General features: G+C 62.3%; 23 protein-coding genes. 6 read left to right on the top strand and 17 right to left on the bottom strand.

Annotation, left to right across the window (positions count from 1 at the left end):
- Nucleotides 1-11: 11 nt before the first annotated feature.
- From AC07U1_RS18670 to AC07U1_RS18655, 4 genes are read right to left on the bottom strand one after another with little or no spacing between them, the layout of a single operon-like run.
- Entirely contained in the window at nucleotides 12-2,513 is a 2,502-nt protein-coding gene (locus tag AC07U1_RS18670) for a TonB-dependent receptor (protein ID WP_495177959.1), read from the bottom strand.
- Entirely contained in the window at nucleotides 2,510-3,802 is a 1,293-nt protein-coding gene (locus AC07U1_RS18665) for a spinster family MFS transporter (RefSeq protein WP_495177960.1), read from the bottom strand. The genes AC07U1_RS18670 and AC07U1_RS18665 overlap by 4 nt, the downstream gene beginning before the upstream one ends.
- Nucleotides 3,799-5,073: an FAS1-like dehydratase domain-containing protein gene (locus tag AC07U1_RS18660; protein ID WP_495177961.1), complete on the bottom strand. Its 1,275-nt coding sequence runs from the start codon at nucleotides 5,071-5,073 to the stop codon at nucleotides 3,799-3,801. The genes AC07U1_RS18665 and AC07U1_RS18660 overlap by 4 nt, the downstream gene beginning before the upstream one ends.
- Nucleotides 5,066-6,235: an acyl-CoA dehydrogenase family protein gene (locus AC07U1_RS18655; RefSeq protein WP_495177962.1), complete on the bottom strand. Its 1,170-nt coding sequence runs from the start codon at nucleotides 6,233-6,235 to the stop codon at nucleotides 5,066-5,068. The genes AC07U1_RS18660 and AC07U1_RS18655 overlap by 8 nt, the downstream gene beginning before the upstream one ends.
- 87 nt (nucleotides 6,236-6,322) lie before the next feature.
- Here AC07U1_RS18655 and AC07U1_RS18650 point away from each other — a divergent pair, with 87 nt between their 5' ends.
- On the top strand, nucleotides 6,323-6,964 hold the full coding sequence (locus AC07U1_RS18650; protein WP_495177963.1) for a TetR/AcrR family transcriptional regulator: 642 nt from the start codon (nucleotides 6,323-6,325) through the stop codon (nucleotides 6,962-6,964).
- A 261-nt stretch (nucleotides 6,965-7,225) separates the two neighbouring features.
- Here AC07U1_RS18650 and AC07U1_RS18645 read toward each other — a convergent pair whose 3' ends face one another.
- Both AC07U1_RS18645 and AC07U1_RS18640 read right to left on the bottom strand, forming a co-directional pair.
- A complete protein-coding gene (locus AC07U1_RS18645; RefSeq protein ID WP_495177964.1) occupies nucleotides 7,226-7,906 on the bottom strand; it encodes a pirin family protein in 681 nt (226 codons plus the stop codon).
- Nucleotides 7,907-7,955: 49 nt separating this feature from the next.
- Nucleotides 7,956-9,272: a chloride channel protein gene (locus AC07U1_RS18640; RefSeq protein WP_495177965.1), complete on the bottom strand. Its 1,317-nt coding sequence runs from the start codon at nucleotides 9,270-9,272 to the stop codon at nucleotides 7,956-7,958.
- 166 nt (nucleotides 9,273-9,438) lie between these two features.
- Between AC07U1_RS18640 and AC07U1_RS18635 the strand changes: the two genes are divergently transcribed.
- The gene (locus AC07U1_RS18635) at nucleotides 9,439-11,232 is read left to right on the top strand and encodes a cation:proton antiporter (protein WP_495177966.1); all 1,794 of its coding nucleotides are present in this window, start codon (nucleotides 9,439-9,441) and stop codon (nucleotides 11,230-11,232) included.
- Here AC07U1_RS18635 and AC07U1_RS18630 read toward each other — a convergent pair.
- From AC07U1_RS18630 to ectA, 7 genes are read right to left on the bottom strand one after another with little or no spacing between them, the layout of a single operon-like run.
- The gene (locus AC07U1_RS18630) at nucleotides 11,229-12,572 is read right to left on the bottom strand and encodes an MFS transporter (protein ID WP_495177967.1); all 1,344 of its coding nucleotides are present in this window, start codon (nucleotides 12,570-12,572) and stop codon (nucleotides 11,229-11,231) included. The two genes, AC07U1_RS18635 and AC07U1_RS18630, sit on opposite strands and share 4 nt — an antisense overlap.
- A complete protein-coding gene (locus AC07U1_RS18625; RefSeq protein ID WP_495177968.1) occupies nucleotides 12,565-13,833 on the bottom strand; it encodes an MFS transporter in 1,269 nt (422 codons plus the stop codon). The genes AC07U1_RS18630 and AC07U1_RS18625 overlap by 8 nt, the downstream gene beginning before the upstream one ends.
- A gap of 21 nt (nucleotides 13,834-13,854) precedes the next feature.
- Nucleotides 13,855-15,294 (bottom strand): aspartate kinase, encoded by a 1,440-nt coding sequence (locus AC07U1_RS18620; RefSeq protein ID WP_495177969.1) that lies wholly within the window; start codon nucleotides 15,292-15,294, stop codon nucleotides 13,855-13,857.
- Nucleotides 15,291-16,211, bottom strand: a complete 921-nt coding sequence (gene thpD, locus AC07U1_RS18615) for an ectoine hydroxylase (protein WP_495177970.1) — start codon at nucleotides 16,209-16,211, stop codon at nucleotides 15,291-15,293. The genes AC07U1_RS18620 and thpD overlap by 4 nt, the downstream gene beginning before the upstream one ends.
- A gap of 29 nt (nucleotides 16,212-16,240) precedes the next feature.
- A complete protein-coding gene (locus tag AC07U1_RS18610) occupies nucleotides 16,241-16,642 on the bottom strand; it encodes an ectoine synthase (RefSeq protein WP_495177971.1) in 402 nt (133 codons plus the stop codon).
- A 16-nt stretch (nucleotides 16,643-16,658) separates the two neighbouring features.
- Nucleotides 16,659-17,963 (bottom strand): diaminobutyrate--2-oxoglutarate transaminase, encoded by a 1,305-nt coding sequence (ectB, locus tag AC07U1_RS18605; protein WP_495177972.1) that lies wholly within the window; start codon nucleotides 17,961-17,963, stop codon nucleotides 16,659-16,661.
- Between the two features lie 11 nt (nucleotides 17,964-17,974).
- On the bottom strand, nucleotides 17,975-18,505 hold the full coding sequence (gene ectA, locus AC07U1_RS18600; RefSeq protein WP_495178467.1) for a diaminobutyrate acetyltransferase: 531 nt from the start codon (nucleotides 18,503-18,505) through the stop codon (nucleotides 17,975-17,977).
- A 224-nt stretch (nucleotides 18,506-18,729) separates the two neighbouring features.
- Here ectA and AC07U1_RS18595 point away from each other — a divergent pair, with 224 nt between their 5' ends.
- Both AC07U1_RS18595 and AC07U1_RS18590 read left to right on the top strand, forming a co-directional pair.
- Nucleotides 18,730-19,215: a MarR family winged helix-turn-helix transcriptional regulator gene (locus tag AC07U1_RS18595; protein ID WP_495177973.1), complete on the top strand. Its 486-nt coding sequence runs from the start codon at nucleotides 18,730-18,732 to the stop codon at nucleotides 19,213-19,215.
- Nucleotides 19,216-19,221: 6 nt separating this feature from the next.
- Entirely contained in the window at nucleotides 19,222-19,635 is a 414-nt protein-coding gene (locus tag AC07U1_RS18590) for a VOC family protein (RefSeq protein ID WP_495177974.1), read from the top strand.
- 49 nt (nucleotides 19,636-19,684) lie between these two features.
- Here the strand turns inward: AC07U1_RS18590 and nhaA are convergent, their stop codons facing one another.
- The 4 genes from nhaA to AC07U1_RS18570 form a co-directional block, all read right to left on the bottom strand.
- Entirely contained in the window at nucleotides 19,685-20,965 is a 1,281-nt protein-coding gene (gene nhaA, locus AC07U1_RS18585; RefSeq protein ID WP_495177975.1) for a Na+/H+ antiporter NhaA, read from the bottom strand.
- A 507-nt stretch (nucleotides 20,966-21,472) separates the two neighbouring features.
- Nucleotides 21,473-22,303, bottom strand: coding sequence for an alpha/beta fold hydrolase (locus AC07U1_RS18580; protein WP_495177976.1), 831 nt, complete (start codon nucleotides 22,301-22,303; stop codon nucleotides 21,473-21,475).
- A gap of 205 nt (nucleotides 22,304-22,508) precedes the next feature.
- Nucleotides 22,509-23,234: an SDR family NAD(P)-dependent oxidoreductase gene (locus AC07U1_RS18575; protein WP_495177977.1), complete on the bottom strand. Its 726-nt coding sequence runs from the start codon at nucleotides 23,232-23,234 to the stop codon at nucleotides 22,509-22,511.
- A gap of 101 nt (nucleotides 23,235-23,335) precedes the next feature.
- Nucleotides 23,336-23,908: a PAS domain-containing protein gene (locus AC07U1_RS18570; RefSeq protein ID WP_136176259.1), complete on the bottom strand. Its 573-nt coding sequence runs from the start codon at nucleotides 23,906-23,908 to the stop codon at nucleotides 23,336-23,338.
- Nucleotides 23,909-24,125: 217 nt separating this feature from the next.
- Here AC07U1_RS18570 and AC07U1_RS18565 point away from each other — a divergent pair, with 217 nt between their 5' ends.
- A complete protein-coding gene (locus AC07U1_RS18565; RefSeq protein ID WP_495177978.1) occupies nucleotides 24,126-25,070 on the top strand; it encodes an NAD(P)/FAD-dependent oxidoreductase in 945 nt (314 codons plus the stop codon).
- Nucleotides 25,067-26,629 carry a phytoene desaturase gene (locus AC07U1_RS18560; protein WP_495177979.1) on the top strand — a complete coding sequence of 521 codons (1,563 nt, stop codon included), beginning with the start codon at nucleotides 25,067-25,069 and terminating at the stop codon, nucleotides 26,627-26,629. The genes AC07U1_RS18565 and AC07U1_RS18560 overlap by 4 nt, the downstream gene beginning before the upstream one ends.
- The last annotated feature ends 95 nt before the right edge of the window (nucleotides 26,630-26,724 follow it).

Genomic DNA, 26,724 nt, shown 5'->3' with positions numbered 1-26,724 from the left:
GGCATAATCGGTCAGAATTTCGCCGACACGGTCACGCCATAGGTGGCCGGTTCGGTCCGGATGCCCGAAACATAGCCGACAGGCGCAACGAGCAGGTTGCTCGAATAGTCCCGGTTGTTGGTAATGTTCCGACCGAACACAGCGACCTCGTAGCGATCATCATCAAAGCTGAGCGATGCACGCGCACCGAGGAAGCCCTGCGCCGGGCGAGTGGTTGCAGCGACGATCGCGTCGTTCTGGCTGTTCGGGACCGCTGCTGTCGTAGCAGTCGCGGGATTACCAGCCCAGAAATAGGGCGCCGTCGGGGTCTTGCCGGTCCAGGCATAGTCCGCGTGCAGCTTGAGCTTCGCGCCGCCGATGTCCCGGCTGTAGTCGGCCGCGACACCGAATTGTTCCTCGGCAACGCTGTCGAACCGCTCGAACGACCGATCGCCGGTCAGATCGCTATAATCGAGATACTTGGGATCGACTAAGGCACCGTTGAGCGACAGGGTAAAGCCCTCGATGATCAGCACATTCAACTCGGCTTCGACGCCGCGGAACCGGGCCTCTCCGGCATTTCCGAGGACGGTCGCGCTCGCACCGGCACCGGATGGATTGGCGATCAAGGTCGAACGCTGGATGTCTTTTACATTGGTTTGATAGGCTGCGATGTTGAGGCGTGCGCGCCGGTCGAAGAATTCGCCTTTCATCCCGATCTCATACGAGTAGGCAATTTCTGGTTTGAAGGGGATGAAAAATGCGGCCGTTGGCGCTCGGAGATTCTGGCCACCCGAACGAAAACCCTTGGCGGTCTTCGCGTAGATCAGAATGTCATCCGTCGGCTTATAGTCGAGACCGGCGGTATAGGACCAACCGCCAAAGCTATCCCGACGTTTGATAGCGCATTGCGGGACAGCGAGAACCGGCCCGCCAAGGAGGAGCCCAGTGACCTGGACGAGAGAGCAGTTGGTGACGCCGGTCGTACGATTGTACGAATTGCTACGACTTTCCAGGCCCTTGTCATCAACGGAGTATCGGATTCCGCCCGTGAACGACAGCTTGTTGTTGATGTGCCACGTCCCCTGACCATAGAGACCGATGCTGTCATTCTTCACATAGCCATAGGTGTGAGCGGTGACTGCGTTGAGCGCGGGGGCCACGATCGACATCGACTGGTCGTAACCATTCTCGTGGAACACGAACGCACCGCCGACATAATCGAGCGCATCGTCGAAGCCTGTCCCTGTGAACTGCAGTTCAGCGGACGTCTGTTCGATTTCCTGTCTCAGTTCGGTGAAGTGGATCGCATATTGCGATCCCTCAAGGTCGATGCCGGCATAGTTTTCAACCTTTCGATAGCCGGTGATCAACTGGATCTGCCCGAACGACGTGTCCAGCATCCCCGTGAACCCGAAAGTCTTCGTCTTTGCGAAGGCGTAGGGCACTTCGTTGTTCGACGTCAGGCGCGGATTCGCTGCGAGATATGCAATCTGGTCGTTGAGCAGATTGATCCCGATCGTGGTGCTGGCCGCGCTATTTGCGGGCGACGTCGGCGGCGGCCCGCCGTTGGTAACGCCTGTGAACAAGGCGGCAGTACCGCCAAGTGTATAGGTCGAGTTGGAGGCGGCGAAGGGCCGCGTGGCCAGCAAAATTTCTCGCGCCGGCGCAACCTCATTCATCTTGAAATATTCGCCCGAAAATCGAAGGGTCAGATTCTCGGTCGGCATAACGTCCAGCTTACCGCGCAGACTCCACCGGTTCTTGTTGTCGAATTTCAGCCCGTCGGGATTGCCAACGAACGGAGGCTGCGCGACCGGAGCGTTTGCTGGCACTGCCGAGGTGGTACCCGCCCGGACATCGTTTTCGGTGTAGCCATCGCGCCGGAATCTCTGGCCCGAAAGCCGCAAGGCGATCTTGTCGGTCACGATCGGCACATTGAGTACCGCCGTGGCCCGAAACTCGTCGAAGCGGCCATAGGTCAACGAGACCTTCCCCGAAAAATCGTCCATGTCGGGATTATTCGAGTTGATGATCAGCGCGCCGCCGGTCGTGTTGCGGCCGAAGAGCGTACCTTGCGGGCCCTTCAGCACCTGGACGGATTCGACGTCCAGAAAATCACCATTGATGCCATAGGCACGCGCCCAATATACGCCGTCCACATAGGTTCCAACCGAGGGGTCGAGCGTCACCAGAATATCGGTTTGCACCTGACCACGGACTGCAAAGGTCAATGCACTCGGCGTCTGCGAATGTTGGCGGATCGACATGCCTGGCGTGAACCGGCCGATGTCCTGGACCTGATTGATACTCCGGACTTCGAGTTCGTTGCCGGAAAAAGCCGTCACGGCAACCGGCACATCCTGAAGATTTTCGTTCACCTTGCGGGCCTGGACGATGATGATTTCCAGCCCCTCGTCGCTTGCCTTCTCGGCTTCAGCCGTTTGAGCAGACGCGAAGGTTGGCAAGGCCGCCAGAGCCATGATGGACGCCGAAGCCAGCATCAGCGGGGCACTGCGATTGTGCTTTGTCATCTTTTCTCTCCCATTATCGTTTTTCTTGCTTGTCTTAGTTTTGCATAGGCGATCATCGCCGCGATGATGGCGACGAGCGCCGCCAAGATCGTTGCCAGCAGCGCGTCTCGAAGCGACTGCGCTCCGCTGCTCGATCCGAGCAGATCGCTCAGCCATCCGATCGTGAGGGGTGCGAGTCCGCCCCCGAGGCCGCTCGAAGCAAGGCCCAGAAGCACCGATGCCATCGCGCGATTGTTCGGCGGTGCGAGAGTCTGGCCAAGCGCGTAGGCGGCAGGCAAATGAAAGGTGAGGAAAATCTGGAAGAAGAACAGGCCGGCGAGCGCAAGTTCGGGTCCGGGAGAAAAAATGAAGAAAAGACCGGGCACGATCGCTAGTGCGACCCCCAGCGCCGCGACCAGCGCGTAATTTTCAAGCCCACGTCGGCCCCAGCGATCAGCAAGCGGGCCCGCAACAAGGTTGCCAATAATGAGGCCAAGCGCGACAGCTCCACCGAAAGCCGCTCCCACCGCTTCCAGCGTGAGGCCGTGCCAGCGATGAAGGAAGCTCGGCCCCCAAGACAAAATGCCAAAGCCTGAAAAGCCCACCGATGCCATCAGCAAGCAGAGCCAGGGATAGCCGGGAACCCGCATGAGCAGACCGATCGCTGCCAGCGGCCCGCCAGCGGCATGCTGGGGCGCCCGAACCTCCTCGCTCATACCGCGCCGAGGCTCCCTGCTGACGGCGAGAATCGACGCCAGAACGATGCCGGGAATCCCAACCAGAATCAACGTCAGGCGCCATCCGAGCGACCCGACCATCATCCCGCCCAGAAAGACGCCGGCACCGATGCCGAGCGACTGTACGGCGGAGAATACAGCGATTGCCGTAGCACGCTGACGAACCGGAAAGATGTCTGAAATCATTGAATGCGAGGCTGGTACGGCACCGGCCTCGGCGACCGCGACCCCGACCCGCGTCATAGCGAGTTGGACAAAGCTGGTCGCCGCACCTCCCAAAGCGGTCATCATGCTCCAGACGGACAGACATCCCGCAAGAACATATTTACGCTGGTACCGGTCACTTAGCGCGGCAAGAGGAATCGATGCCAGCGCATAGGAGCCAGCAAAGAGGAGGCCCGTCAACAATCCGAGCTGCGTATCGCTAGCACCGAAGTCCGCCTGGATCGGTACGATGAGGACAGTGATAATCTGCCGGTCAATAAAATTGAATGCGCCGACCAGACAAAGCAGCGCTAGCAAGCGCCACCGCTGCCCCATCGTCCAAGTCGAGGCGGCAGGCGCGTGCATCATGGCTTCAACTGATTATGCCGTTCGAACATTGCTTGCGACTTGCGAAGCAATGCGCGGTCGGGCTCCGGAAGAATGACAGGGCCGTGCTCGCGGCTCGGCAGCAGTATCGTCGCCTCTCCCTCGACAGTGATTTCACCGCGCTGGTTCGTCATTTCCACTTCGAGGTCGACGTAGAAGCGGTCGTTCTCGGCGCGCTTTGCAATGACGCGGCCAGACAGGAACTGCGTATCCCCGATGTAGTTGAATTTGCGCATGCTGTCGTACTGGCGGAACACCCAGCCATCATCGCCGCACCAATCGGTCAGATAATGGTTGAGCCAGGACTCCCGGACGACGCCGTAATCATACGCCATCGGATTACCGATGCCCTGCGCCCATGCATTGTCCCAATGGAGGCGCTGGGCAACGTCGGGAATCCCCTGTTCGTTCTTGATGTAGAAGGGCGCAAGGCGTTTGCGATTCTTATGCCAGAGCCGTGAACCGAAAAGACCGAACTCGCGGATGCCATACCCGCCGGCATGGTATGAGATGATATGGGTTACGAGGAGCGGCCCCTTCGCCATCGGCGGCAGCGCCTCGCCCACTTCGACATCCTCGAAATAGCGGGGCTCGTTGCCGCGGCGCTGCTCGGCTTCATATAGATCGTCAATCCGCTTCAGATCCTCGTCCGAATAGATCGTCGGCTCGATCTGCATGTATTTGCCTTCTTTAACAGCCTTCGATCGCTCGGCGTAAATCGAGCGCGTGCGCTGGTTGAAGACGATTTCACCCCGCTGGTTGATCTTGACCCGTCGCTTGAATTTCGTGACGGTGCGGCCCGAGAAACTCGACGGCTTCTCGAAATAATCTTCGTCACCGCTGAAAGCGTGAAGCTCATCCCTGGGATAAATGGGGCGGTAGAAGAATTTTTCCGAGCCCGAGACGAACATGTGAACGCCGCGGAACAATCCTCCGGCGATCTTCTTGATCTCCGATGGCATAGGATCGCCATACATCGCCTTGGTGATGACCTCAGCCATGCTTGGCGGCGCAATCAAGCCGCCCCAGCGTGTTTTCTTCGCATACGCAGGATCGGTGTAGAGTGGATTGTCGTCGCCGATTCCGTGCGCATAATTACGGATGTTGTTCTCGGTCGCTTCTTCGAGGAAGAGGTTTCGCGTTTCAGCGACATCATAGCCGCAGATGGTTTTTGCTGCCGCAATATCGTCGTCGGTCAGCTGCCACACACGGGCTTTTTCGAACTCTTTATCTATGGAAAATTGGTCAGTCATGAGCCGTCCCGAATGAGCGTGAGAGGAGAAGTTTGGCGATGTTGAGAAGATGGATCTGGCTCGTGCCCTCGTATATTCGGAACACACGCGTATCGCGGTAGAAGCGCTCGATCGGGTGGCGCTTCACGTAACCGGCTCCCCCGAAAATCTGCAGCGCCTTGTCTGCGACGCGCGAGCACATCTCGGTCGAGAAATATTTGCACAGCGAGACGTCCATGGTGACATCTTCGCCGCGGTCGCGTTTGCGCGCGGTCTGCAAAATAAGCGCGCGCGCAGCCTCCACATCGGCCTTGCATTCGGCGAGCATCGCCTGAATCAGCTGAAACTCGCCGATGCGCTTTCCGAACTGCTCGCGGTGCTGAGCATAGGCGATCGCCTCGTCGAGCATGCGGATCGCTGGTCCCGTCGCGAGCGCCGAGAGATTGATGCGCTGTTTATTCAGCGCCTTCATTACGGACTTGAACCCAACGCCAGGCGTGCCGCCAAGAATCTGGGAGGCGGGTATCCGGCAATTTTCCAGATAGACCTCGCCGATCGGTGCGCCGTCCTGTCCCATCATGGGGGTCGCCGCGCTCAGCTTGAGGCCCGGCGTGTCGCGCTCGATCAGGAACGCGCTGATGCCCTTGCCTCCCCTTTCCTGATCGCCCGTCCGTGCCAGCACGGTGAACAATCCCGCAAGCGGCGCCATTGTTATGAAGCACTTGGTTCCGTTCAGGATATAGCTGCCATCGCCCTGCAGCTCGCCTCGCGTCTCCAGCGAAGTAGCATCGGATCCTGCTTCGGGCTCGGTGAGCGCCAGACAACCTAGAAGCTCTCCCGTTGCGAGCGCGGGCAGGTATCGCTGACGCTGCTCGTCGGTCCCGTCCTGAATCAGGGCTTCGGAACCCACGCCTGCGTTCGTCGCACCGACGACGCGATACGCGACCGCACCTTGCGACAATTCGAGGAATGCCATTGCGAGCTGCTCGGTTGAAAGCCCGAGGCCGCCATACTCTGTCGGAATGCTCCATCCGAAGGTTTGAAGCTTGTGGAGCTCCGTCATCACCAACTTGGGCAACTTCCCCGAACGCTCGGTTTCCAATTCGCCTACGCGGCCCACGCCACGGACGAATTCACGCGTCCGCATCAGTAGGTCACCGAACTCTCGGTCCTCCACGATCATCTCCCATCTATTGTTAAGTCGTCATACTTATCGTTGATTTTGATGTCAAGTACGTCTACTTAGATCGCAATAGGGAGGCGACGGCGCGTGCAAGAGAAGCTCAGAACCAAGGATTTGCGGGGGTCAGAAGCGACGCGCCAAGCGCTCATCGACGCCGGCGAACGTCTCTACGCCCAGCATGGTGTGCATGGTACCAACCTGCTGGCCATCGCGCGCGAGGCCGGCCAGGCCAATAAATATGCCGTCCAATATCATTTCGGTGATCAGGAAGGCCTTTTGCGGGCCATCTTGGATTCGCGTGCGGTGTGGCTCGAAAAAGAACGGGCGCAACGCTTGGCAGCGCTACCGGCAGCCGGCGGACTGACAGATCTGCTTGGTGTGGTGATGCTGCCGCTCGCCGACCTCGTCGATCCAGAAGGTAAACGCGCCTATGCCCGCTTTCTGCTGCAGTTCATGACGCAGCTCGAGCCTTGGCCACATGTGCGCCATCCGTTGCGGGAAAAGAACCCGGACTATCCCACGATAGGCGAAGTCCGGCGGATTCTTTTTGCGAAGTTGCCGCACTTGGAACGAGAAACGCTGCTTCGTCGCTTGGACTGGCTGTTCCGCGGCTTTCTCGGCGTCTTGGTCGATTTCGAGAACCGTTCCGAAGTGCGCCGTGCCGCGGAGACTCTTCATAGTCACATCGAGGACTATCTGAACATCTGTGTCGCCTCGCTCAAGGCGTAGTCCGCAGCGAGGAACATCCCAACTGGCCGGCGGGGGCTTGACCCGCCGGCCGCTTTTTGCAGCAAGGGAAATGACCGAGCGCGGAAATCGATGCTACTACTGGCCGGTTGCGGACCGTCTGCTTTCAGGTCGGGACGACGAGAAAGCAGACGCCGAATTTGGCATGGGGCCCACCGCCGCTGATAGGTGATGAGCGATTTCGAAGTGGATAAGGCGCAGCCAAGCCGCAATTGCAAGACACTTCAATCGTTGTCGCCGAAACTAGCAGTCATCGAAAGCCAGGATCAGAGCATTTCCTCGGGAGGAGCCTGCTATTGACGACTCTTCATCCATGAGCATCGCGCCGAATTTTTCTACAATTTCCCCATCGACCGATATGCTGCCCTCCAATACCGCGATGTAGCTCTTGTTCCCGGAAAGAGGGACCGACCATGGCGCCGCACCCAGTCGGAGAAGCGTGATGCGTGCGGGGATGTCCCATCGCAGACTGTGACTGCCATTGAAGCTATCTGCGGCAGTCCAGTCGCTGTACGACAAATCACCTACCACCCCCCGGTATTTGGGACGATCATCTGCCTCGGGAGATGTGAGCCACAAAACTGAATATTGCGCTTGCTGTCCTGCTGCCGAGCGAATGGAGAACTCGGTACCGATGCCGGTCGCAACCGATGCGATTTCATTCGCTCCGACGGCTATCGATTTGCCATCGTCCTTCTCAATGACGATGGCTCCTTCGCGCACGATGAACAGAACCTCGGTTTCAGAGTGGAAGCTCGAAGAAAGGGCCGTATTCGCGGCCAAAACATTGTGGTTCAGGACCCGTAGCCTGCCCCAGTTCAGGAAGTTGGCATCCTGATATCCCGCAAAGCAGAAGTGATGCCACGCCTCCAAGACTGGTGTGTGCGTTCGGCCCAGGTCCGAGGCTTGCCGAAAAAGGATCATGGAAGCAAATTACGCCGAAGCGCCCCGATCATCATGACGTCTTGCCCCGTCATTTGGGCTGATCGCTAAGTCTCGGCTTCTCGTCGAATAGTGCCGCCAGACCATGATAGAGCTTGTCGCGACACACGAGTTTGCTCACCGCATCCGCAATGATCGCGGTCAGAAACAAGGGTACGATCATACCGCGACTCGCGGTCGCCTCCATGAGAATGATGACTGCCGTAAGCGGCGCCCGTACCACGCCGACAAAATAGCCCGCCATGCCGAGCAGCACGATGGCGCCCGCCGGCGACGATGGGAAGAAATAGGAAAGGAGCTGGCCGAAACCTGCTCCAACAGACAACGACGGTGCGAAGATGCCGCCCGGAACGCCCGAGATCGCAGTCGCGGCGGTCGCCAAGAGCTTGGCGGGCCCAAACCAGACCGGCGCATCGCCATAACCCTCGATCAACAGCCTCGTCGTCTCATAGCCCGTTCCCCAGGTCGAACCGCCGGTGGCAATGCCCAGGATCGCAACGATGAGCCCGCAACTCAAGGCTGTGCGCACCGGACTGTTCCTCGCCGCACTGGGCAGCCTTCCCTCGCCTCGTGCGAAGGCCAGGATGGCTCGCGAAAATAGCCCGCCGACTGCGCCCCCCGTCACGCCCGCGACCGGAGGCACCAACAGCATGCCCGAGATGCCGAGCGTCTGGCGCATCGCACCGAAATAAACATAGTCGCCGGCGAACGCGAGACTGACGAGACCCGCGACGACGACCGCGCCCATGACCAGGATGGCAACCCGCTGTTCGAAAGCTGCGGCAAGTTCCTCGATAGCAAAGGCGACACCGGCAAGCGGCGTGTTGAATGCTGCCGCCACACCGGCAGCGCCTCCCGCGATAAGGACCCCGGACGTGAGGGGAACGCGCAGGAAGCGGTGGAAAGCAACCATGACAGCAGCGCTGACCTGTACGGTAGGCCCTTCCCGGCCCACAGAGGCGCCGACCATGAGCAAGAGCGTCGTCAGCATGAGCTTGATCAGCGCGACAGGCAGTGAAAGTAGCGACTGGGCCAGGTCGGGCCGCCGCCCCGCTGCCATGACCTGCGGGATGCCCGATCCCTTCGCCCCCGGCGCCCAGCGCCGGGTTATGACGACAGCCGCTGCAAAGCCTATCGGCGTCAGGATCAGCGGAGCATATTCGAAGCGAAGCTGGAGGCTTCGAAAGACATGCTGCGCGCGGTCGCCGGCCCAGGCAAATGCTATCGCAACCAGCCCTATGACGACGGCACCGGCAAAAGTTGCAAGACGCCGCTTTGCGAGGTCCACCTGAACATCGAACGCCGGAACCGAACGCTTCGCTGCTTCAAGATATTTACGCGGCTTCACTGTCGGCGTCCTGCAAATGCATCGGATTTCCGGACCAGTCCCGGGTCGACGGGTTCCCCATGAACGATCCCTGGACCTCGCGGCAAGCCCTTTCGAGGTCTCGCTCCAACAGGGATCCCACAAATATTCGGCTGTCAGGATGCAGCCATATCAATAAGAAGGCTCGATGTTTTCCATCGACTCGCTGCTCATAAAGATTGCGCTGATCGGCATACTCGGCATCGGCGCCCAATGGATTGCCTGGCGAACCGGCAGACCCGCCATCGCGCTGATGCTGATAGCCGGAATTGTTGCCGGACCAATCTTCGGGATATTGGATCCTGAAAAGGATTTCGGCGCGCTTCGCGAGCCGATCATCAAACTTGCCGTCGCGGTCATCCTGTTCGAGGGCGGCCTCAGCCTGAAATTCCGCGAATTGCGACAGGCCGGAATCGCGGTTTTCATGCTCGTCTTTCTGGGCGTGCCGATCGGCTGGGGGCTTGGGACACTCGCAGCCCATTATGCCGCCGGTCTGCCGTGGGAGCTTGCTGCACTGTTTGGGGGTATCATGGTCGTGACCGGCCCGACGGTCATCATCCCCCTGCTCCGGTCGCTCAACATCGCGCCGCGCGTCAAACATATGCTGAAATGGGAGGCGATCGTAAACGATCCGATCGGCGCCCTGCTCGCGGTCGGGGTTTATAGCTATATCACGCACGGCGGCGCCGAGGCGAACAGCACCGCGATCGTCATTGACGTCGTAGCTGCCAGCATGCTCGCGATGGTGATGGGAACGCTCGCCGGGTTTGCTCTGACCTGGGCCTTCCCGCGCGGATGGGTGCCTGAATATCTGAAGGCGCCGGTTCTGCTCGCGACGGTGATCGGCATGTTCGTGCTCTCCGACCTCGTGATGCACGAGACAGGCCTCATCACGGTGACGGTGATGGGGGTCGTGATGGCAAATCGCGAAACCTATTCGAGCCGCGCACTGCTGCGCTTCAAAGAAGATCTGACCGTCATTCTCGTCTCGGGCGTCTTCGTTCTGCTTGCGGCGACCCTCGACTGGGAGGTGGTAAGCAACTTCGAGTTCCGCTTCCTCGCCTTCCTCGTCCTGCTCCTCATCGTCGTCCGGCCTCTCACGATAATGCTCGCGCTGCTCCCGACACGCATCCCGCTCAAAGAGCGGCTGTTCGTCGCATGGATCGCGCCGCGCGGCATTGTCGCGGTCGCGGTCACGGGTCTCTTTGCGCTTCGCCTCACCGATTATGGCGTTGAGGGAGCCAATGCGCTCGTCCCCCTCGGCTTCGGCGTCGTCATCGCAACGATCTTCGCGCATGGCTTCACCGCCGCGTATTTCGCGCGCTGGCTCGGTCTCGACCGCGGCAAGGGGGACGGCCTGCTGCTCGTCGGGGCAAACAGCTGGACGGTTGCGTTTGCCGAATTCATCAAGGCGCAGGGTAAGGAAGTCCTGATCGCCGATCAGAGCAAATTCGCGCTGCGGAGCGCGCGCCGCGCCGACATTGCCGTCTACGAAGGCGACATATTGGATGAAGCACACGACGACATAGTCGACATGGGGCAGTATCAGCAGTTGATCGCAGCCACCGACAACGACAGCTATAACGCGCTGGTGTGCACGGAACTCGCACCAGAAATCGGCCATAACAGGGTCAGCCGCGCTGCCGGCGAAAGCCGCGCTTCGACGAAGCGGCGTGGCCGTATCTTCACGCTGGCGGGAACGCCGATCGAGGAACTTCTCGATAGGCTCCATTCGGGCTGGACCTTCGGACGCACGCGCATCACCGAGAAATTCCCATATGAGCAATTCGTCGCGCGGATGAAAGCGAACGGCGGCGACAGCTTGCTCGTCGTGCGTCCTTCGGGCGAAATGGCGATCTTCTCGACCGATCATCGTCCGTCGGTCGGTCCCGAGGATATCGTGTGGACCTTCGTCCCGCCCGAGCCTGTCACGCGCAGCTAGGCCACAGCCTCCGTCGACGGCGCGAATGGATCATCATGCAGGGATTTTCCAGCGGTTTCCGGCATGAAATGGAGCGCGATCAGCCCGACCGCGCAAGCGCCCATCATGTAGAAGGCCGGCATCAACATATTACCGGTCGCCGAAATCAGCGCGCTGCCGACCATCGGAGCCGTGCCGCCGAAAATCGAGGTCGAGATATTATAGGCGATCGCAAAGCCCGCAAAGCGCACTGCAGTGGGGAACAGCGCCGGGAAGGTCGCCGAGATCGTCGCAAGTTGCGGCACATAGAGCAGCCCCAAGGCGATGAAGCCGATCACCGCGCCCGCGAAACCCGTCCCGATCAGCAAATAGAGCGGCACCGCGAAGAGGAGCAGCCCGACAAGCGAGAAGCGCCACATCGGCCGCCTGCCGAAACGATCGGACAGCGCGCCTGCGAAGGGCACGAAGATCATCATGAAGACCATGCCGATGATCGGCACGAGCAAAGCCTGGTCATGCGTCAGGCCGATACGGCGCTGGAGATAGGTCGGCATATAGCTCAGCAGCGTATAGTTGACGACGTTCAGCGCGACGACGAGACCGCCGACAACGAGCAGCGGCCGCCAGTGGCCTCGTATGAGCCGCCCGAGGCTGGGGCCCGGACGGTCTTCGGCAGCCTGCTGCGCTTCGAGGAAGACCGGCGTGTCCTCCATCTTCGAGCGCAGATACATGCCGACGAGGCCGATCGGCCCCGCGACGAGGAACGGGATACGCCAGCCCCATTCGCGCATCGCTTCCTCACCGAGGTGCAGCGAATAGCCGAGCATCAGCGCAGCGCCGAACGAGAAGCCCGCCAGCGTCCCGAATTCGAGGAAGCTGCCATAGAAACCGCGGCGGTCGTCGGGCGCATATTCGGCCATGAAGGTCGCCGCGCCGCCATATTCGCCGCCGGTCGAAAAGCCCTGGATCATGCGCAGCAGCACGAGGATCGCGGGCGCCCAGAGGCCGATGCTATCGTATGACGGGATGAGCCCGACCGCGAAGGTCGCGCCCGCCATCAGCAGGATCGTCATCGCAAGCACCGACTTGCGCCCAATGCGGTCGCCGAGCGGTCCCCAGAACAGCCCGCCAAGCGGGCGGACGAGGAAAGAGATGGCGAAGGTCGCGAGCGCGAAGAGCACTGCCTCTTCCATGTCGGGAAAGAGCGAAGCCGAGATATAGGTTACGCCATAAGCGTAGATCCCGTAGTCAAACCATTCGACGGCATTGCCGAGCGCCGATGCGCCAATCGCACGGTGCAGCGGAGAGGGCTTGCGAAAGGGCGGCGGATGCCCGGGAGCGTGGATTACGGGTTTATCCATGTATCACCTGTTGTTGGGGCTGTGCTGTCGAAGGGGCCGCAGAGTCAGGACCCGCCGGGTCGAGCAGGGCGGCGACGGGCGTCGTGCGCGGAAGAATCTGGAAATCCTGTTGCCGGTCGGCGGGCACAGGGCCGCGTCTCGCCGCGCGCCAAATCCCGAAAGTGAACATGACAGCAGACGCAAGCGCGATGAAAAGAAAGAGACCGCCCGCCCCGAGCATCGACATCGAGGCGGCCGCGCCGAGCGGACCGAGCGCCGCGCCGGAAGAGTAGACGAGCACCAGTTGGCCGCTTGCCGCAACCCGCTCGGCGGGAAGGAGCCGGTCGTTCGCATATGCAACGCAGAGCGGATAGAGCGCGAAGCTCAACCCGCCGAAAGCGGCGCCGAGCCCAAAAAGGAGGATGCCTTGCGGTTGCGATGCGAGCGCGATGCTGATCATCCAGGTCGCGGCGAAACAGGCGAGGATGACGCGCCGCCGGTCGTAGCGATCGGACAGCCGACCCAGCGGCCACTGTAGCGCGACGCCGCCGAGGATGACCGTCGTCATGAAAGCGGCGGTATCGCCCAGATCGAGACCGATACGGCGAGCGTAAATGGCCGCGAGGCCATAGAATGCGCCGAGAAGCAGGCCCGTGACGCCCGCGCCTGCAACTCCGAGCGGCGAGGCTTCGACAAGTCGCCGCAACGGCACGGAAGCGGCATCTTCGAGTTGCGGCGCGGTGGCTCGCGTCAGGCAAACGGGGATAATCGCGAGCGAGATCAGGATCGAGGCGAGTTCGAACGGGATTTGCGGCGCGCTATTCCCCGACCGCAATATGAGTTGGCCGAGCGCCTGTCCCGAATAGAGGGCGACCATATATCCGGCGAGAACCGCGCCGCGTGCCGCGGGTTCGGCACGGTCGTTCAGCCAGCTTTCGACACATATGAAGACACCCGCCACGCACAGCCCGTCGACGAAGCGAAGCGCCATCCATAGCGCGGGATGCTGAAGCAGCGCATAGGTAAGCGTGCTCGCCGACAGCAGCGCGACGAAGGCCGCGAAGGCGCGGATGTGACCGACCCGGCGTACGACCTCGCCGGCGCGTAGCGCGCCGAGAACCAGCCCGCCAAAATAGGCGGTCGCGACGATGCCGATAACGATCGTTCCACTGCCCGCTCGCTCGAGCCGCAGCCCGATCAGCGTCGCAAGGAAGCCGCTGCCCGCCATCATCACGAAAATCGCGACCAGCAGGCTCCGTACGGGCAGGATCATTGCGAACATCGGCCGTCGTCGGCCGCCGCGTCATGCGGCGCACCGGTCCTCCGCAGCTTCGGCGGCATCTTCGACCAGCGCCTTGTGCAGCACGCGCACCGCCGCGTCGAAATCGCGGCTTTCGACGATGAACTGGATATCGACATTGCGGATCTGGTGCTGAAGCGCGACCATGGCGATCCCCGCTTCGCCCAGCGCGCGCAAAGCATCGGGCACGAGGCCGGGCCGCGCGATATCGCTGCCGATCGCCGAGACCATCGCCACCGGCTGCGACGATATCGCCGCATCGGGATATTGTCGTTGCAGGTCGGCGATAACCGCCTTCACACTTTCGGCGCTTGCCGACAGATAATGGGTGATCGTGTTGGCGTTCGACGACTTGCTGACGATCCACAGCCGGTGCCGGGCCAGCGCCTCGAGGATCGCAGCGTCATAGCCCTTCACCCCGACCATATCCTGTTCGAAGAATTGCAGCGCCTGCATCTGGGCGACGCCGGTGACGATCTCGACCCGCGGCACGTCGGTCACATAGTCGGCGGTGACGAGCGTGCCCTCATCCTCGCGGTCGAAGGTGTTGCGCACGCGTAACGGGATACAAGACTGGCGAAGCCCGCGCCCCGCGCCCGGATGGATCGCCTCCATGCCGAGATTGGCAAGCTGGTCGGCGACATCGTAATTGGTGCGTCCGATCTTGCGCGCCTTGTCTCCGCCGACGAGCCGAGGGTCGGCGCTCGACAGGTGGAATTCCTTGTGGATGATCGCCTCGCGCGCGTGCGTGACAACGGCAAGGCGCGAAAAAGTCATCTCGGTATAGCCCCTCGCATAGCGCCGGACCATGCCACCCTCGCAGCCGGCATAACCGGTGACAATCGGCAACGTCGTCAAGAGGTCGATACCGGCGAAGGCCGTCTCGATCCGTTCGTCGAGGCTGCGCAAATCATCCTGGTCCCAAAGCGTCAGATCGACGAAGAGCGCATTGACGCCGCGGTCGCGGAGCAGCAGTGCGGTGCTATGGGCGCTGTGCGCCTCCCCGAGCCCCGCGAGCAGTTCGCGCACGGTCATCAGCTGTTCCTTGACGCAGAAGCGGCCGTGGCTGCGCAGCCGCGCCAGATCGTCGAGGCAGGCCGTAACCGCCGCAATGCGCCGGTCGACAAATTCGTCGGCCGCGCCGCGGCTTGTCTCGCATTCGAACATCGCGTCGTTGCGCGCGAGCATCGCCTCGCGCACGGCTGCCATCGCCTTGCGCCAGCCGCTCGCCTCCTCGTCGGCGACGAAGCGCCCATAGACGCCCGGCTCGCCGGTCTTCTTGTTCTCGAGCAGCAGGTTGGTCATCCCGGCATAGGCCGAGACGACAAAAATGCGCTTGTAGAGATCGGCGCCCGAACGCCCCGCGATCAGGACATTGTAGAACAGGGTCCGGGTCGCCGCCATCGAGGTGCCGCCGATCTTTTCGACGCTATGTCCGCTCATGCCGCCACCGTCTCGGCAAGCGTGCCATGCCGCGGGATGAGCGGGTCGGGCTCACCGCGACGCGCAAGAAACCAGGGACGCGGCTTGAGGGCACCGAAGGGCTTGTCGAGACGGTTGCTCACCGCATTATAGACGAGGAAGGCGTTGGCGCGCGGGAAAGGCGTGATGTTGCCGTTCGACCCGTGCATCAGGTTGCAGTCGAACAGGATCACCGTCCCGGGCTTTCCCGTCGGCGCGACGATGCCGTGCTTGTGCGCAAGTTCGGCGAGGCTCACTTCGTCGGGAACGCCATATTCCTGTTTCTTGAGCGAACTCAGATAATGATCGCCGGGGGTTTCGCCGACGCAGGTCAGATAGGTGCGGTGCGACCCCGGGATGACCATCAGCGGGCCGTTGTTGGGGGTATTTTCTGCAAGAAGCACCGACATCGACAGCGCACGCATCCGCGGCATGCCGTCCTCCACATGCCAGGTCTCGAAATCGCTGTGCCAGTAGAATTCCTTGCCCGTGAAGCCGGGCTTATAATTGAGGCGCGACTGGTGGATATAGACCTCGTCGCCGAGCAGGAAGCGCGCGACCTCAGCGAGCCGCGCGTCGGCGGCGAGCCGGGCCATCACGGGGCTCTGCGCATGGATCTCGAAAATCGAGCGGATTTCCTCGCTCTGCGGCTCGGTGACGATCGTATCGCCGTCGAGCGCGGCAGGGTCGGCGAGCAGCTGCCCCGCAGCATTCTGCAGGAAAGCGACTTCGTCGGCCGAGAAGATATCCTCAAGCACGATATAGCCGTCGCGGTCGAACTTCGCCGCCTGGGCAGGGCTGATCGGCGCGTCATTGCTCCAGTCGCTGTGGACGACAGGGTCCTGGCGCGGTCGCATCTCGGCATCGGCCGCGTGGCGTGAGGGGTAGAGGTCTTGCATCGGACGCCTCCCTTTCTGTTGTCTAGTTGTCAGTCGGCGGCGACGAGCTCGGCGTCGGCCGGATAGGCCCCGCTTTCGTCGTGCACTTCCTTGCCCGTGACCGGCGGATTGAAGGCGCAGGCCGTCAAAATATCGGTTTCGGGGCGCACGATATGGCGGTCATGGTCGTTGAGCGCGTACATCACGCCAGGCTCCAGCTGGTGGATTTCGCCCGTCGCCAGATCTTCGATGGTCCCGGTGCCCTTCAGGACGAACACCGATTCCAGGTGATTTTGATAGTGCATCTTGAGTTCGGTGCCCGCGAACATGGTGGTGATATGGAAGGAAAAGCCCATGCCATCGTCCTTGAGCAGCATGCGGGCGCTCACCCACCCATCCGAACGGACGTTGCGGTCGGTCTTGCGAATGTCATTGAGGTTGCGAACGATCATCTGAATATCTCCTGTTTCATTCGGCGGCGACGGCGTAGTCGGTCGCCATCGCTTCGCGGATCCTGGTTTCGAGGATGTCGAGCCCGGCGCCGAAGACGGCGTCGTCGATGACGAGCGGCGCGAGCACCTTGATCACCTCGTCATGCGCGCCGCTGGTTTCGATGATGAGGCCGGCGTCGAAGCAGGCGGCGGTCACACTCGCGGCGAGTTCACCCGACCCGACATTGATGCCGCGCATCATGCCGCGGCCGCGGACCTCGAAGCCATGTTCGGTCACGATACGACCGAGCCGCATCGCCAAAAGTTCGCCGCGACGTTCGACGTCGCGCAGGAAATCGCCCGTGCTCCAGAAATGGCGGAGCGCGGCGGTCGCGGTGACGAAGGCATGGTTGTTGCCGCGGAAGGTGCCGTTATGCTCACCCGGAGCCCATTGGTCGAACTCGGGGCGCAGCAGGGTCAGGGCAAAGGGCAGGCCCATGCCCGAGAGCGATTTCGCCAGCGTCACGATATCGGGTGTGATGCCCATATCCTCGAAGCTGAAGAAGCCGCCGGTGCGGCCGCACCCCGCCTGGATGTCGTCGACGATCAGCAAAGCGCCATGCGCTCTGGCGATGTCCGCAATCCGGCGCAGCCATTCGGGCGAGGCGGCATTGAGCCCCCCTTCCCCCTGCACCGTTTCGACGAGGATCGCAGCGGGGGCGTCGAGCCCGCTCGACGGATCGGCGAGGCGCTGTTCGAGCAGGTCGGCGGTGTCAACGTCGGGGCCGTAATATCCGTCATAGGGTTCGTGCGAGACATGCGCGAGCGGGACGCCCGCGCCGCCGCGCTTTGCCGCGTTGCCGGTGCAGGCGAGCGCGCCCAGCGTCATGCCGTGGAAGCCGTTGGTGAAGGCGATCACCAGTTCGCGGCCGGTGACCTTGCGCGCGAGCTTGATTGCCGCCTCGACTGCGTTGGTGCCGGTCGGGCCGGTGAACATCGCGCGATAGTCGAGACCGCGCGGCTGGAGGATCAGCTCTTCGAAGGTCGTCAGGAACTCGGCCTTGGCCTCGGTATGAAGATCGAGCCCATGCGCGATGCCGTCGGCCGCGATATAGTCGAGCAGCGCCTGCTTCAGGATCGGATGATTGTGCCCATAGTTGAGCGTCGAACAGCCCGACAGAAAGTCGAGATAGCGCCCGCCCTGGTCGTCATGCATCCAGACTCCTTCGGCACGGCCGAACTGGCGCGGCATCGACCGGGCATAGCTGCGCACCTTGGATTCGCGGCGCTCATAGATGGTTCGGTCCGGAAGCGATCCGGACGGCTTGAGTTGCATCAACATGCTGATCCCCTTTAGTCGGCAGAAATCGTGGTGAGCGGCCCGATACGGGCCAGATATTCGGTCGGATGGACGCCCGCGAAATGGGCCTCGCGTTCGAACATCACGCTGCGTTCGAGCGCGGCGTGCTGCTCGCGGGCGAGCTTGCGAAAGAGGCCCCAGGACGAACTATTGTCGTCCGTCACGGTCGTGATGAGATGGGTAACGCCCTTCTGCGCGGGCCGGGCGAGCAGATCTTCGATCATCCGCCCGGCAAGGCCATGCCCTCGCGCTTCGGGCGCGACCGCGACCTGCCAGACAAAGAATGCCTCAGGTTCCGACGGGGGCCGGTGGCCCGATACCCAGCCGATCATGCGGCCGTCGCGCTCGGCGACCAGGCAATGGTCGGCGAAGTGCGAACATTGGATGAGATTGCAATAACGCGAATTGCGATCGAGCGGAGGACAGGCAGCGATGAGCGCGGTCACTGCCGGGCCATCGGCCGAAACTGGAGGGCGGAACCGGCATAATGGCTCCGCCCTCGCCCCTTGTGATTGATCGGAAATTGACGAAGGCTCTACGTTCTGGCGATCCAGAATCTTTCATCTCCTGAAATATATGGAAGCTGCAGCTCGGAGAGAGCCGCGTGATTCGTCTATAAATCTAGTCATTTCATCGACAGTTTCAACCCGCCCGACAGAATTTTATTTCAGTTGACGAAGGACTTTGAGCGCGGCAGTCGGTCATGAACGACGGCGCAGCGACGCCCACCGTCACTTTCGGAGACGCAATGGATCAGGAAATAGCCACCGGAACGCTGCGCGCGTTGCGCAAGATATTGAGGGCCACCGAAGCCGGCACGAGGAAGCTTGCAAGCGCGACCGGCCTCACCCCGTCGCAGCTTCTGGTCCTCCGCGAAATCGGCGCGCGGCGGGGCGCGACACCGGGGTCGATCGCGCAGCAACTGCAGTTCAGCCACGCGACCATCACCGCCATCGTCGACCGCCTCGCCGCCCTCGGCCTGGTGACCCGAACGCGAAGCGAGGCGGACAAGCGCCAGTTTCTTCTCGAGATCACGCCCGATGGCAGCCGCACCGCAGCCGAAGCCCCCGACATGCTGCAGGAGATATTTCTGCACCGCTTCACGATGCTGCCGAGTTGGGAGCAGGCGATGATCTTCGCGGGCGCCGAGCGTCTCGCCGCGATCCTGGGCGGCGAAGCCGACGCGGCCCCCCTGCTCGATAGCGGCGCGATCGACCGCAGCGGCAGCGAGTAGCGCGCGTTGTCGAAGCCTCAGATTGCATCGATCACGCTCGGCGTCGAGGATCTGGCGCGCTCGCGCCGTTTCTACGCAGAGGGGTTCGGCTGGAAGCCGCACTTCGAGAATGACGAGATCATCTATTATGATGTCGGCGGCCTGATCCTCGGAACCTGGCTTCAGATGCCATTCGAGATGGACATGGGCCGGTTCGCCGTTGAGCGGCCCGGCCCGATCAGCCTTGGATATGGGGCCGCGTCAGCGAGTGGCGTCGACGCGCTCGCAGTCCGCCTGGTCGCGGCGGGCGGATGTATCATCCGCCCCGGCGGCCGCCCGCCGGAAGGCGGATACCGGGCCTATGTGTCCGATCCCGACTGTCATGCATGGGAGATCGCCTGGAAGGGCGTCTGGATTTTCGAACCGGAAGACAGCCCCTAAACCGGACCCTCTCCTTTCCGGCATCTCCAGCGGCTGGCGAAGACATGCGCTAGTCCGCTCGTCCCGCGCCGTCCGCCGCGGCAAGTGCGCCGCCGACATCACCGTCGGCATCGATTTCCTGCTCCTGCCCGGCTTTCTGTGCCGCATGGTCCGGCGCGAGCGGCGCGATACGCAACAGAAGATAGCCCGTGATCGCCGCGACGACCGATCCCGCGAGCGTGCCAAGCTTGGCTTCTTCGATCAGGAGCGGATCCGAGAAGGCCAATCCTCCGATGAACAGGCTCATCGTGAAGCCGATGCCGCAAATCACTGATACGCCGTAGATTTGCAGCCATGTCGCCCCGCGCGGCTTCGCGGCAAACCCAAAACGGACCGCAAGCCAGATGGCGCTGAAGATGCCCGCCTGCTTACCCAGGAAGAGCCCTGCGGCGATACCGAGCGGGAGCGGCGACAGGAGATCGTCGAGCGTGAGGCCCGACAGCGCCACCCCTGCGTTTGCGAAACCGAAGATCGGCACAATGAAGAAGGAAACAGGAACATCGAGCGCATGCTCAAGCCTATGGAGCGGAGAATCGGCGGCGTCGGGACGCCCCGGCGTCGCGACGATCGGGATCATGAACGCCGCAAGCACACCGGCGATGGTAGCGTGCACGCCGGACAGCAAGACGGCAACCCAGAGCAGCAGGAAGGCGAACAGATAGACGGTGAGCGACCGGACGCCCGCGCGATTGAGGGCGAACATTGCGATTGTCAGCACGGCGGCTGCGGCCAGTGCGACCATATTGATCTGCGAGGTGTAAAAAAGCGCGATGATCGCGACGGCGCCCATGTCGTCGACGATCGCAACGGTGACCAGAAACAGCTTGAGCGAGGTCGGCGCCCGTTTGCCAAGCAAAGCCAGCACACCGATTGCAAAAGCGATGTCCGTGGCAGCCGGAATAGCCCAGCCATTGGCAAGAGCGCTCTCGCCTCCCGCGATCGCCAGATAGAGACCAGCCGGGACGATCATGCCGGCGGCAGCCGCCAGGACAGGAAGACGGCGCTGATCCGGGCTTGCGAGGCGTCCGTCGACGAGCTCGCGCTTGATCTCCAGACCGACGAACAGGAAGAAGATCGCCATCAGGCCGTCGTTTATCCAGTGGAGCAGCGACAGGCCGCCCACATCGACATGGAGCGCCTCGAAATATCCTGGCCCAAAAGGCGAGTTGGCGACGAGCATGGCCAGCGCCGCGGCCGCCATCAGCACGAGGCCGCCGGCTGCGCTGTTTTCGAGAAATTTGCGGAGAACGGAAACAAAGCCGGCCGCGGGCCGGGAGTTCGATGCGGTCACAGGACGCGCTCCTACGGAAAATCTGACACCAGTCTCCGTATTCGGGCTCTCCCGGGCGCACGCAGCACACGCCTTGATCCACTATAGGCCGCGGACCGATATGTTCAACCGGCCGCGGCGCCTCGCCATCCGCGATCGACGGCAAACTCCGTACGCGGGGAGCAATAAGCGCCGGAACAAGGCACCCGGAAAATTCTAGCCGCTGAGGTTCCGAAAATCCGGCTGCGCATAAAAAAAGGTGCCCGCCCGGATTGAACCGGGCGGGCACCAGATGAAGAATTCGGCCTCTTACAAGGTCGAGCTCTCCTGGGTCGCGCGGCGCTGGTAGGCCCCAGATGGAGGAAGCGATTGGACGGAAACGCCAAATCGGCCGAGGTCGCTTTGCTGCCAAGAGCCAGGCGTAATGGCCGGTTGCGGCTTGGCTCCTTACGAGTTCAAATCGCGAAAGGTGAACGCTGGCGAGGCAGCGCCTCGCGGATCACAGGCAATCAGAGAAACAAGACACTCTCATGATCGGTCTGCGACCGTGCCACGTTCCAGAAAAAGCCTCATTGCCTCTCCCAATTGCTCAGGTCTGCCGTACGGCATGCCGTGGCCCGCATCCGGTATACGTTCATAGCGCAGCAAAGGGTTGAGGCTCTGCAGTTCGCACGCTGTATCGACCGACACGACACCTCGATCGCCAATCAAAAGTAGCGTCGGAACACTTATATTTCGCACGAGCTCGCGCCAGTCCGGGTTGGGCGGCGTGAGGATCTCGAAAGCGCCCAAGCTGGTCCGAAGCCTGGCGTCAACCAGGTGCGCAATAAGCTCGACTGACCGGCCCGCATTTTTCAGGCGCGCTTGATCGAGTAGTTCATCCCTAGTCGATAGAAGCAATTGGCTATGATCCTCCGCGACGCCGCTTTCGAAAACCTCGCGCTGCCATTCGGGGCTGAGGAATGTCGGGTCGATGAGTATGAGTGCGCTGACCGGCACTCCAAGTTCACCGGCAACAAAGGCAGCCGTCATTCCGCCCATCGAATGACCTGCCAGGACAGGCGCGTCGAGCTGCAGGGCATCGATCAGCGCCGCAGCGTCGGCGGCCAGATCGCCATAAGAATATCCGGTTTCGGGAGCGGCTGAGTCTCCGTGCCCCCTGGCGTCGGGCAGAATGATATCGAAGCGGTCTTCAAGCCCACGAACCAAACGTTGCAAGCACGCGCCGCTCCCGATCAGGCCGTGCAAGACCACTAGCGGGGGCTTTGCCCCGCCGCTTCTGTAGTAGTGGATTTCGATGCCGTTGGCTCGGCAGAGGTCGCGGCTCCATGCGCCAAGACGGTTGGTAGTTTTATCCATATCGGCGCCCTTGCCTGCGCAATACCGTCATGTCGATGCATGGTGGCAGGTCGGACTGTGTGAGGCCACGATGCTTTCATGATGCACGAAAATCACAGGCCGCCACCGCGGCAACTGGCCGATTGCCGTCGGTCTGCTTCTGGCACAATGTTCGCTAAAGCGGACAGGCAAAGAGGCGGAGACTCTTGAAGCGCCTGCTGGCTCGTCAATACGGGATAGGCCTTCCATCCCAGCCGAAGAACCCGCCGCTATCCATCGGCGATAGCTGGTCGATGACGGCCAGGATGTGCATCGCGCTTTTATCCGCACTCAAGAGCGATGATTCAGCTACTCGCGCCTGAAACGGCTCCGAGAGCGACGTGTCGACAGTCCCGGGGTGCAGTGCCGCCACGATTGCTTCGGGATTGCTGCGGCCGAGCTCTATCGCGAAGCATCGCACCAGAGCATTGAGTGCCGCCTTGGAAGCGCGGTAGCTGTGCCATCCGCCAAGTCTGTTATCCGCAATCGAACCAACGCGAGCAGAAAGAAATATCGCGACCGCTCGTTGCCGCCGGGCAAGCAAGGGAAGAAAATGCTTCGCGACGAGCGCGGGCCCGATACTGTTCACAGCGAAGACCTCGGCCATCACCGATGCTTCAAGCTGCCGGAGGCTTTTTTCAGGACGAATGTCAGTCCTGCGATGCAGCAGCCCCGTCGCCACGATCAACAGGTCGAGAGCGCCATCTTGGGCAATCTGGCGACCTGCCTCGGCAAGCGTGTCGTTGTCCAATATGTCGATCGTCAGCCTAGTTACATTGGAATGGTGCGCCGCATAGGGCCGCCTGTTCCCGGCATAGATGCGGTCAAATCGCCCCGACGCCACGAGTTGATTCACAAGCGCGGCACCGATACCGCCGCTGCTTCCGATCACCAAGGCGCGCTTGACGCTCACATGCTGCTCCTCCCGGCAATGACGTCGGTCCGGCATCCCGACGCTCTTAATCGGCGGCAGCGCGATATCCCATATGCCTCAAAGGGAAGGTGGAGCGGTGGCTAGAAACCGGCCTCGACCGCAAGCCGGATCGCATCGGCCGTGGTTTCGACGCCGAGCGCGCGCAGCAGCGCAGCGCGGTGCATCTTGATTGTCCGCTCCGACAGCGAAAGCGAGAACGCGATCTGCTTGTTGAGCTGGCCGCTCGCCATCAGTTTCAGCACCTCGCGCTGCCTCGGCGAGAGCGCCTCGATCTGGGCGCGCGCTCGCGCGCTCCGTCCTCCAACCGCCTCGCCGGCCTCGTCGACCTCAATTTGCGAGCCGAGAAAATATTCGAGAGTGCCGCCGGGGCCAAAGATTGGCGCCACCAGCACGGCATTGCGGAAGGGCGTTCCGTCCTTCCGGTAATTGAGGATCTCGACGAGCGCTGGCCTCTGCTCCCGGATGGCGGCCCGCAAGGTCTCGGTCAGTTCGGGTTCGGTGTCCGGCCCGGAGAGAAAGCGGCAATTGCGCCCAAGGATTTCGTCCGGCCCATAGCCGGTGAGCGCCGAGAAGGCAGCGTTGCACTCGACGATCGGATTGTCAGGCAGACGCGGGTCGCTGATCACCGCGGCGATCGGGCTGGCCGCGATCATTGTCTTCAATGACATAGTATCTGCCTGCTCTCCCCTGGGTGCCCCAAGGGACATGTTGCGACACTTCCCCTCGCTCATGCAAGCCTGCGTCGATGACAATTGCGACGAACCGGAAAAAATTACGCATGACGCCCAGCAGATTGACGGCACAGTCATGCTTACGGGCGGGCGTAGGACATTGTGCGAGCCCCCTTGGTGACCGCGAGGCCATGGTCTGATGCGGGTCGCGATCATCGGAGCCGGTATTTCGGGGCTCGCCTGCGCCAGGCGGCTGCGCGACGCCGGGGTCGAGGCGACACTCTTTGACAAATCCCGCGGAATCGGCGGCCGCCTCGCGACCCGCCGCGCGGATCCGGGCAATCCCGAGGTGACATTCGATCATGGCGCCACGCATTTCACGGCGCGCTCGGAAGGCTTTACCAGGCTGGTTGCTGCGTGGGAGAAGGCAGGCCTCGCCGCGCGCTGGCCGGCCGCGGGCGCGGACAGCTGGGTCGGCACGCCGACGATGACCGCACCGCTGAAAGCCCTCGCGGACGATCTCAATGTCCGTCTGTCGCGACCGGTAACAGCCCTGACCAAATCGCGCGCCGGCTGGACGCTCCACAGCGAGGCCAAACGGCTCGGAAAATATGATGCGGCGGTGATCGCCATCCCCGCCGAGCAGGCGGCCCCGCTTTTGTCGCTCCATGATTTCGAGATGGCGCGCGCCGCCATGGCGGTGCGCTACAATCCCTGCTGGACCGCGATGTTCGCCTTCGATGAGCGGATCGAGGAGCTTCCCGATTTCCTCCGCGGCGCGGGCTCACTTGTCACCGCCGCGCGCGACAGCGCGAAACCTGGCCGCGCGCCGGGCGAACGGTGGGTCGTGCAAGCCGACTGGTCGTGGTCGGAAGCGCATCTGGCCTGCGACAGCGCGAGCGTGGCGCCCGCGCTTCTCGCCGAGCTTGGCAAGGTCGCCGGCCGCGACTTGCCCGTCCCAAGCCATATCGCGGCCCATCGCTGGTTGTTCTCGCAGCCCTCAGGACAGGATCTGAAGCTGCTCTGGAACCCTGCCATCGGTCTCGGCGCCTGCGGCGACTGGCTCTATCACGGCTTTGCCGAATATGCGTGGCTGTCGGGCCATATACTCGGCGCGGCGATCGCCGCCGGGGCGCCGCAATGACCCGCGCGATCGTGATCGGAGCCGGCATCGGCGGCCTTGCGCTCGCCATCCGTCTCCAGTCGGCGGGCCTCGATACGCTGCTTGTCGAAGCGCGCGACCGGCCGGGCGGTCGCGCCTATGTCTTCGAGAAGGACGGCTTCACTTTCGATGCCGGGCCGACGGTGATCACCGATCCGGCCTGTCTTGCCGAGCTTTGGGAACTGAGCGGCCAGCGGCTCGAGCGCGATGTCGATCTCGTTCCGGTCTCGCCTTTTTACCGGCTGAGCTGGCCCGACGGATCGACCTTCGATTATGGCAATGACAAGGAGGCGCTCGCCCGTCAGATCGCCGCGCTCGATCCCGCCGATGTGGCGGGATATGAGCGGTTTCTTGGCTATTCCGCGTCGGTTTTCGAGGAAGGCTATGTGAAGCTCGGCGCGGTGCCCTTTCTCGATTTTCGTTCGATGCTGAAAGCGGCGCCCGCTCTTTTGCGGCACCGTGCCTGGCGCTCGGTCTATAAGACCGTCGCGAGTTATGTGCGCAGCGAGAAGCTGCGCGAGGCTCTCTCCTTCCATACCTTGCTCGTTGGCGGAAACCCGATGGCGACGAGCAGCATCTATGCGCTCATCCACAAACTCGAGCAGGATGGCGGCGTCTGGTATGCGCGCGGCGGCACCAACCGGCTCGTCGCCGGCATGGCCGCGCTGTTCGCGCGCCTCGGCGGCTCGCTGCGGCTCGGCGAGCCGGTCGCCCGCATCGAAACCGAGGGCGACCGCGTGACCGGCATCGTGACGCGAAGCGGGTTTACGGCACGCGCCGATCTTGTCGCCTCGAACGCCGATCTCATGCACAGCTACCGCGACCTGCTCGCGCATCCGCGCGGCAAGCGCGAGGCGAAGCGCCTTGCGCGCAAGAGCTGGTCGCCGAGCCTCTTCGTCCTCCATCTGGGGGTTCGCGGCGCCTTCCCCGAAATACCCCACCATATGATATTGTTCGGTCCGCGCTACCGCGGGCTTCTCGACGACATCTATCGGAACGGGACGCTCGCCGAGGATTTTTCGCTTTACCTTCATCACCCGAGCGCAAGCGATCCGGGCGTGGCCCCCGCGGGCCACAGCAGCTTTTACGCGCTCGCTCCGGTTCCCCATCGCGGCCACGCCCCGCTCGACTGGGAGGTCGAAGGACCCAAATTGGCGAAGCGCATCATCGCCGAGATCGAGCGGCGCCTGATCCCGGACCTTGGCGAGCGGATCGTCACGCAAATCCAATATGCCCCGCCGGACTTCGAACAGGATCTCGCCGCGCATCTCGGGAGCGCCTTCAGCCTTACGCCAACACTGCTGCAGAGCGCCTATTTTCGGGGGCACAACCGCGACGCGCGCATCGAGAACCTCTATTTTACCGGCGCGGGCACGCATCCCGGCGCGGGTATTCCGGGGGTCGTCGCGAGCGCGAAGGCGACGGCGAGCCTCATTCTCGGCGACTTCGGCAACAGAACTGCGGCAGCCCGCGATCCGGGCGCTCGCGACCGAATATTCTCCGGGCGTGATGACGCGGCAGGAGATGTCATGCCCAGCTGATCGCAAGGACATTCCGGTTCTGCCGGCGGCCAGCGCCTTGCGACCCGCGTCTGGCCGCGGCGGGGGGCGGTGATTGCTCATCGCCGGGCGGTGCG

It is taken from the genome of Sphingopyxis sp. GW821-FHT02C12 (genome assembly GCF_059421785.1).
This window is presented reverse-complemented; position numbering and strand designations above follow the sequence as displayed.

Excerpts from the sequence above, each read along its gene's own strand:
- AC07U1_RS18595 (WP_495177973.1), top strand. The coding sequence starts at position 18,730 with ATGGATCAGGAAATAGCCACCGGAACGCTGCGCGCGTTGCGCAAGATA.
- AC07U1_RS18620 (WP_495177969.1), bottom strand. The coding sequence starts at position 15,294 with ATGAGCGGACATAGCGTCGAAAAGATCGGCGGCACCTCGATGGCGGCG.
- AC07U1_RS18625 (WP_495177968.1), bottom strand. The coding sequence starts at position 13,833 with ATGTTCGCAATGATCCTGCCCGTACGGAGCCTGCTGGTCGCGATTTTC.
- AC07U1_RS18580 (WP_495177976.1), bottom strand. The coding sequence starts at position 22,303 with ATGGATAAAACTACCAACCGTCTTGGCGCATGGAGCCGCGACCTCTGC.
- AC07U1_RS18670 (WP_495177959.1), bottom strand. The coding sequence starts at position 2,513 with ATGACAAAGCACAATCGCAGTGCCCCGCTGATGCTGGCTTCGGCGTCC.
- AC07U1_RS18560 (WP_495177979.1), top strand. The coding sequence starts at position 25,067 with ATGACCCGCGCGATCGTGATCGGAGCCGGCATCGGCGGCCTTGCGCTC.
- AC07U1_RS18630 (WP_495177967.1), bottom strand. The coding sequence starts at position 12,572 with ATGGATAAACCCGTAATCCACGCTCCCGGGCATCCGCCGCCCTTTCGC.
- AC07U1_RS18665 (WP_495177960.1), bottom strand. The coding sequence starts at position 3,802 with ATGATGCACGCGCCTGCCGCCTCGACTTGGACGATGGGGCAGCGGTGG.
- AC07U1_RS18645 (WP_495177964.1), bottom strand. The coding sequence starts at position 7,906 with ATGATCCTTTTTCGGCAAGCCTCGGACCTGGGCCGAACGCACACACCA.
- AC07U1_RS18660 (WP_495177961.1), bottom strand. The coding sequence starts at position 5,073 with ATGACTGACCAATTTTCCATAGATAAAGAGTTCGAAAAAGCCCGTGTG.
- ectB (WP_495177972.1), bottom strand. The coding sequence starts at position 17,963 with ATGTTGATGCAACTCAAGCCGTCCGGATCGCTTCCGGACCGAACCATC.
- AC07U1_RS18570 (WP_136176259.1), bottom strand. The coding sequence starts at position 23,908 with ATGATCGCGGCCAGCCCGATCGCCGCGGTGATCAGCGACCCGCGTCTG.
- thpD (WP_495177970.1), bottom strand. The coding sequence starts at position 16,211 with ATGCAAGACCTCTACCCCTCACGCCACGCGGCCGATGCCGAGATGCGA.
- AC07U1_RS18655 (WP_495177962.1), bottom strand. The coding sequence starts at position 6,235 with ATGATCGTGGAGGACCGAGAGTTCGGTGACCTACTGATGCGGACGCGT.
- AC07U1_RS18635 (WP_495177966.1), top strand. The coding sequence starts at position 9,439 with ATGTTTTCCATCGACTCGCTGCTCATAAAGATTGCGCTGATCGGCATA.
- AC07U1_RS18610 (WP_495177971.1), bottom strand. The coding sequence starts at position 16,642 with ATGATCGTTCGCAACCTCAATGACATTCGCAAGACCGACCGCAACGTC.
- AC07U1_RS18565 (WP_495177978.1), top strand. The coding sequence starts at position 24,126 with ATGCGGGTCGCGATCATCGGAGCCGGTATTTCGGGGCTCGCCTGCGCC.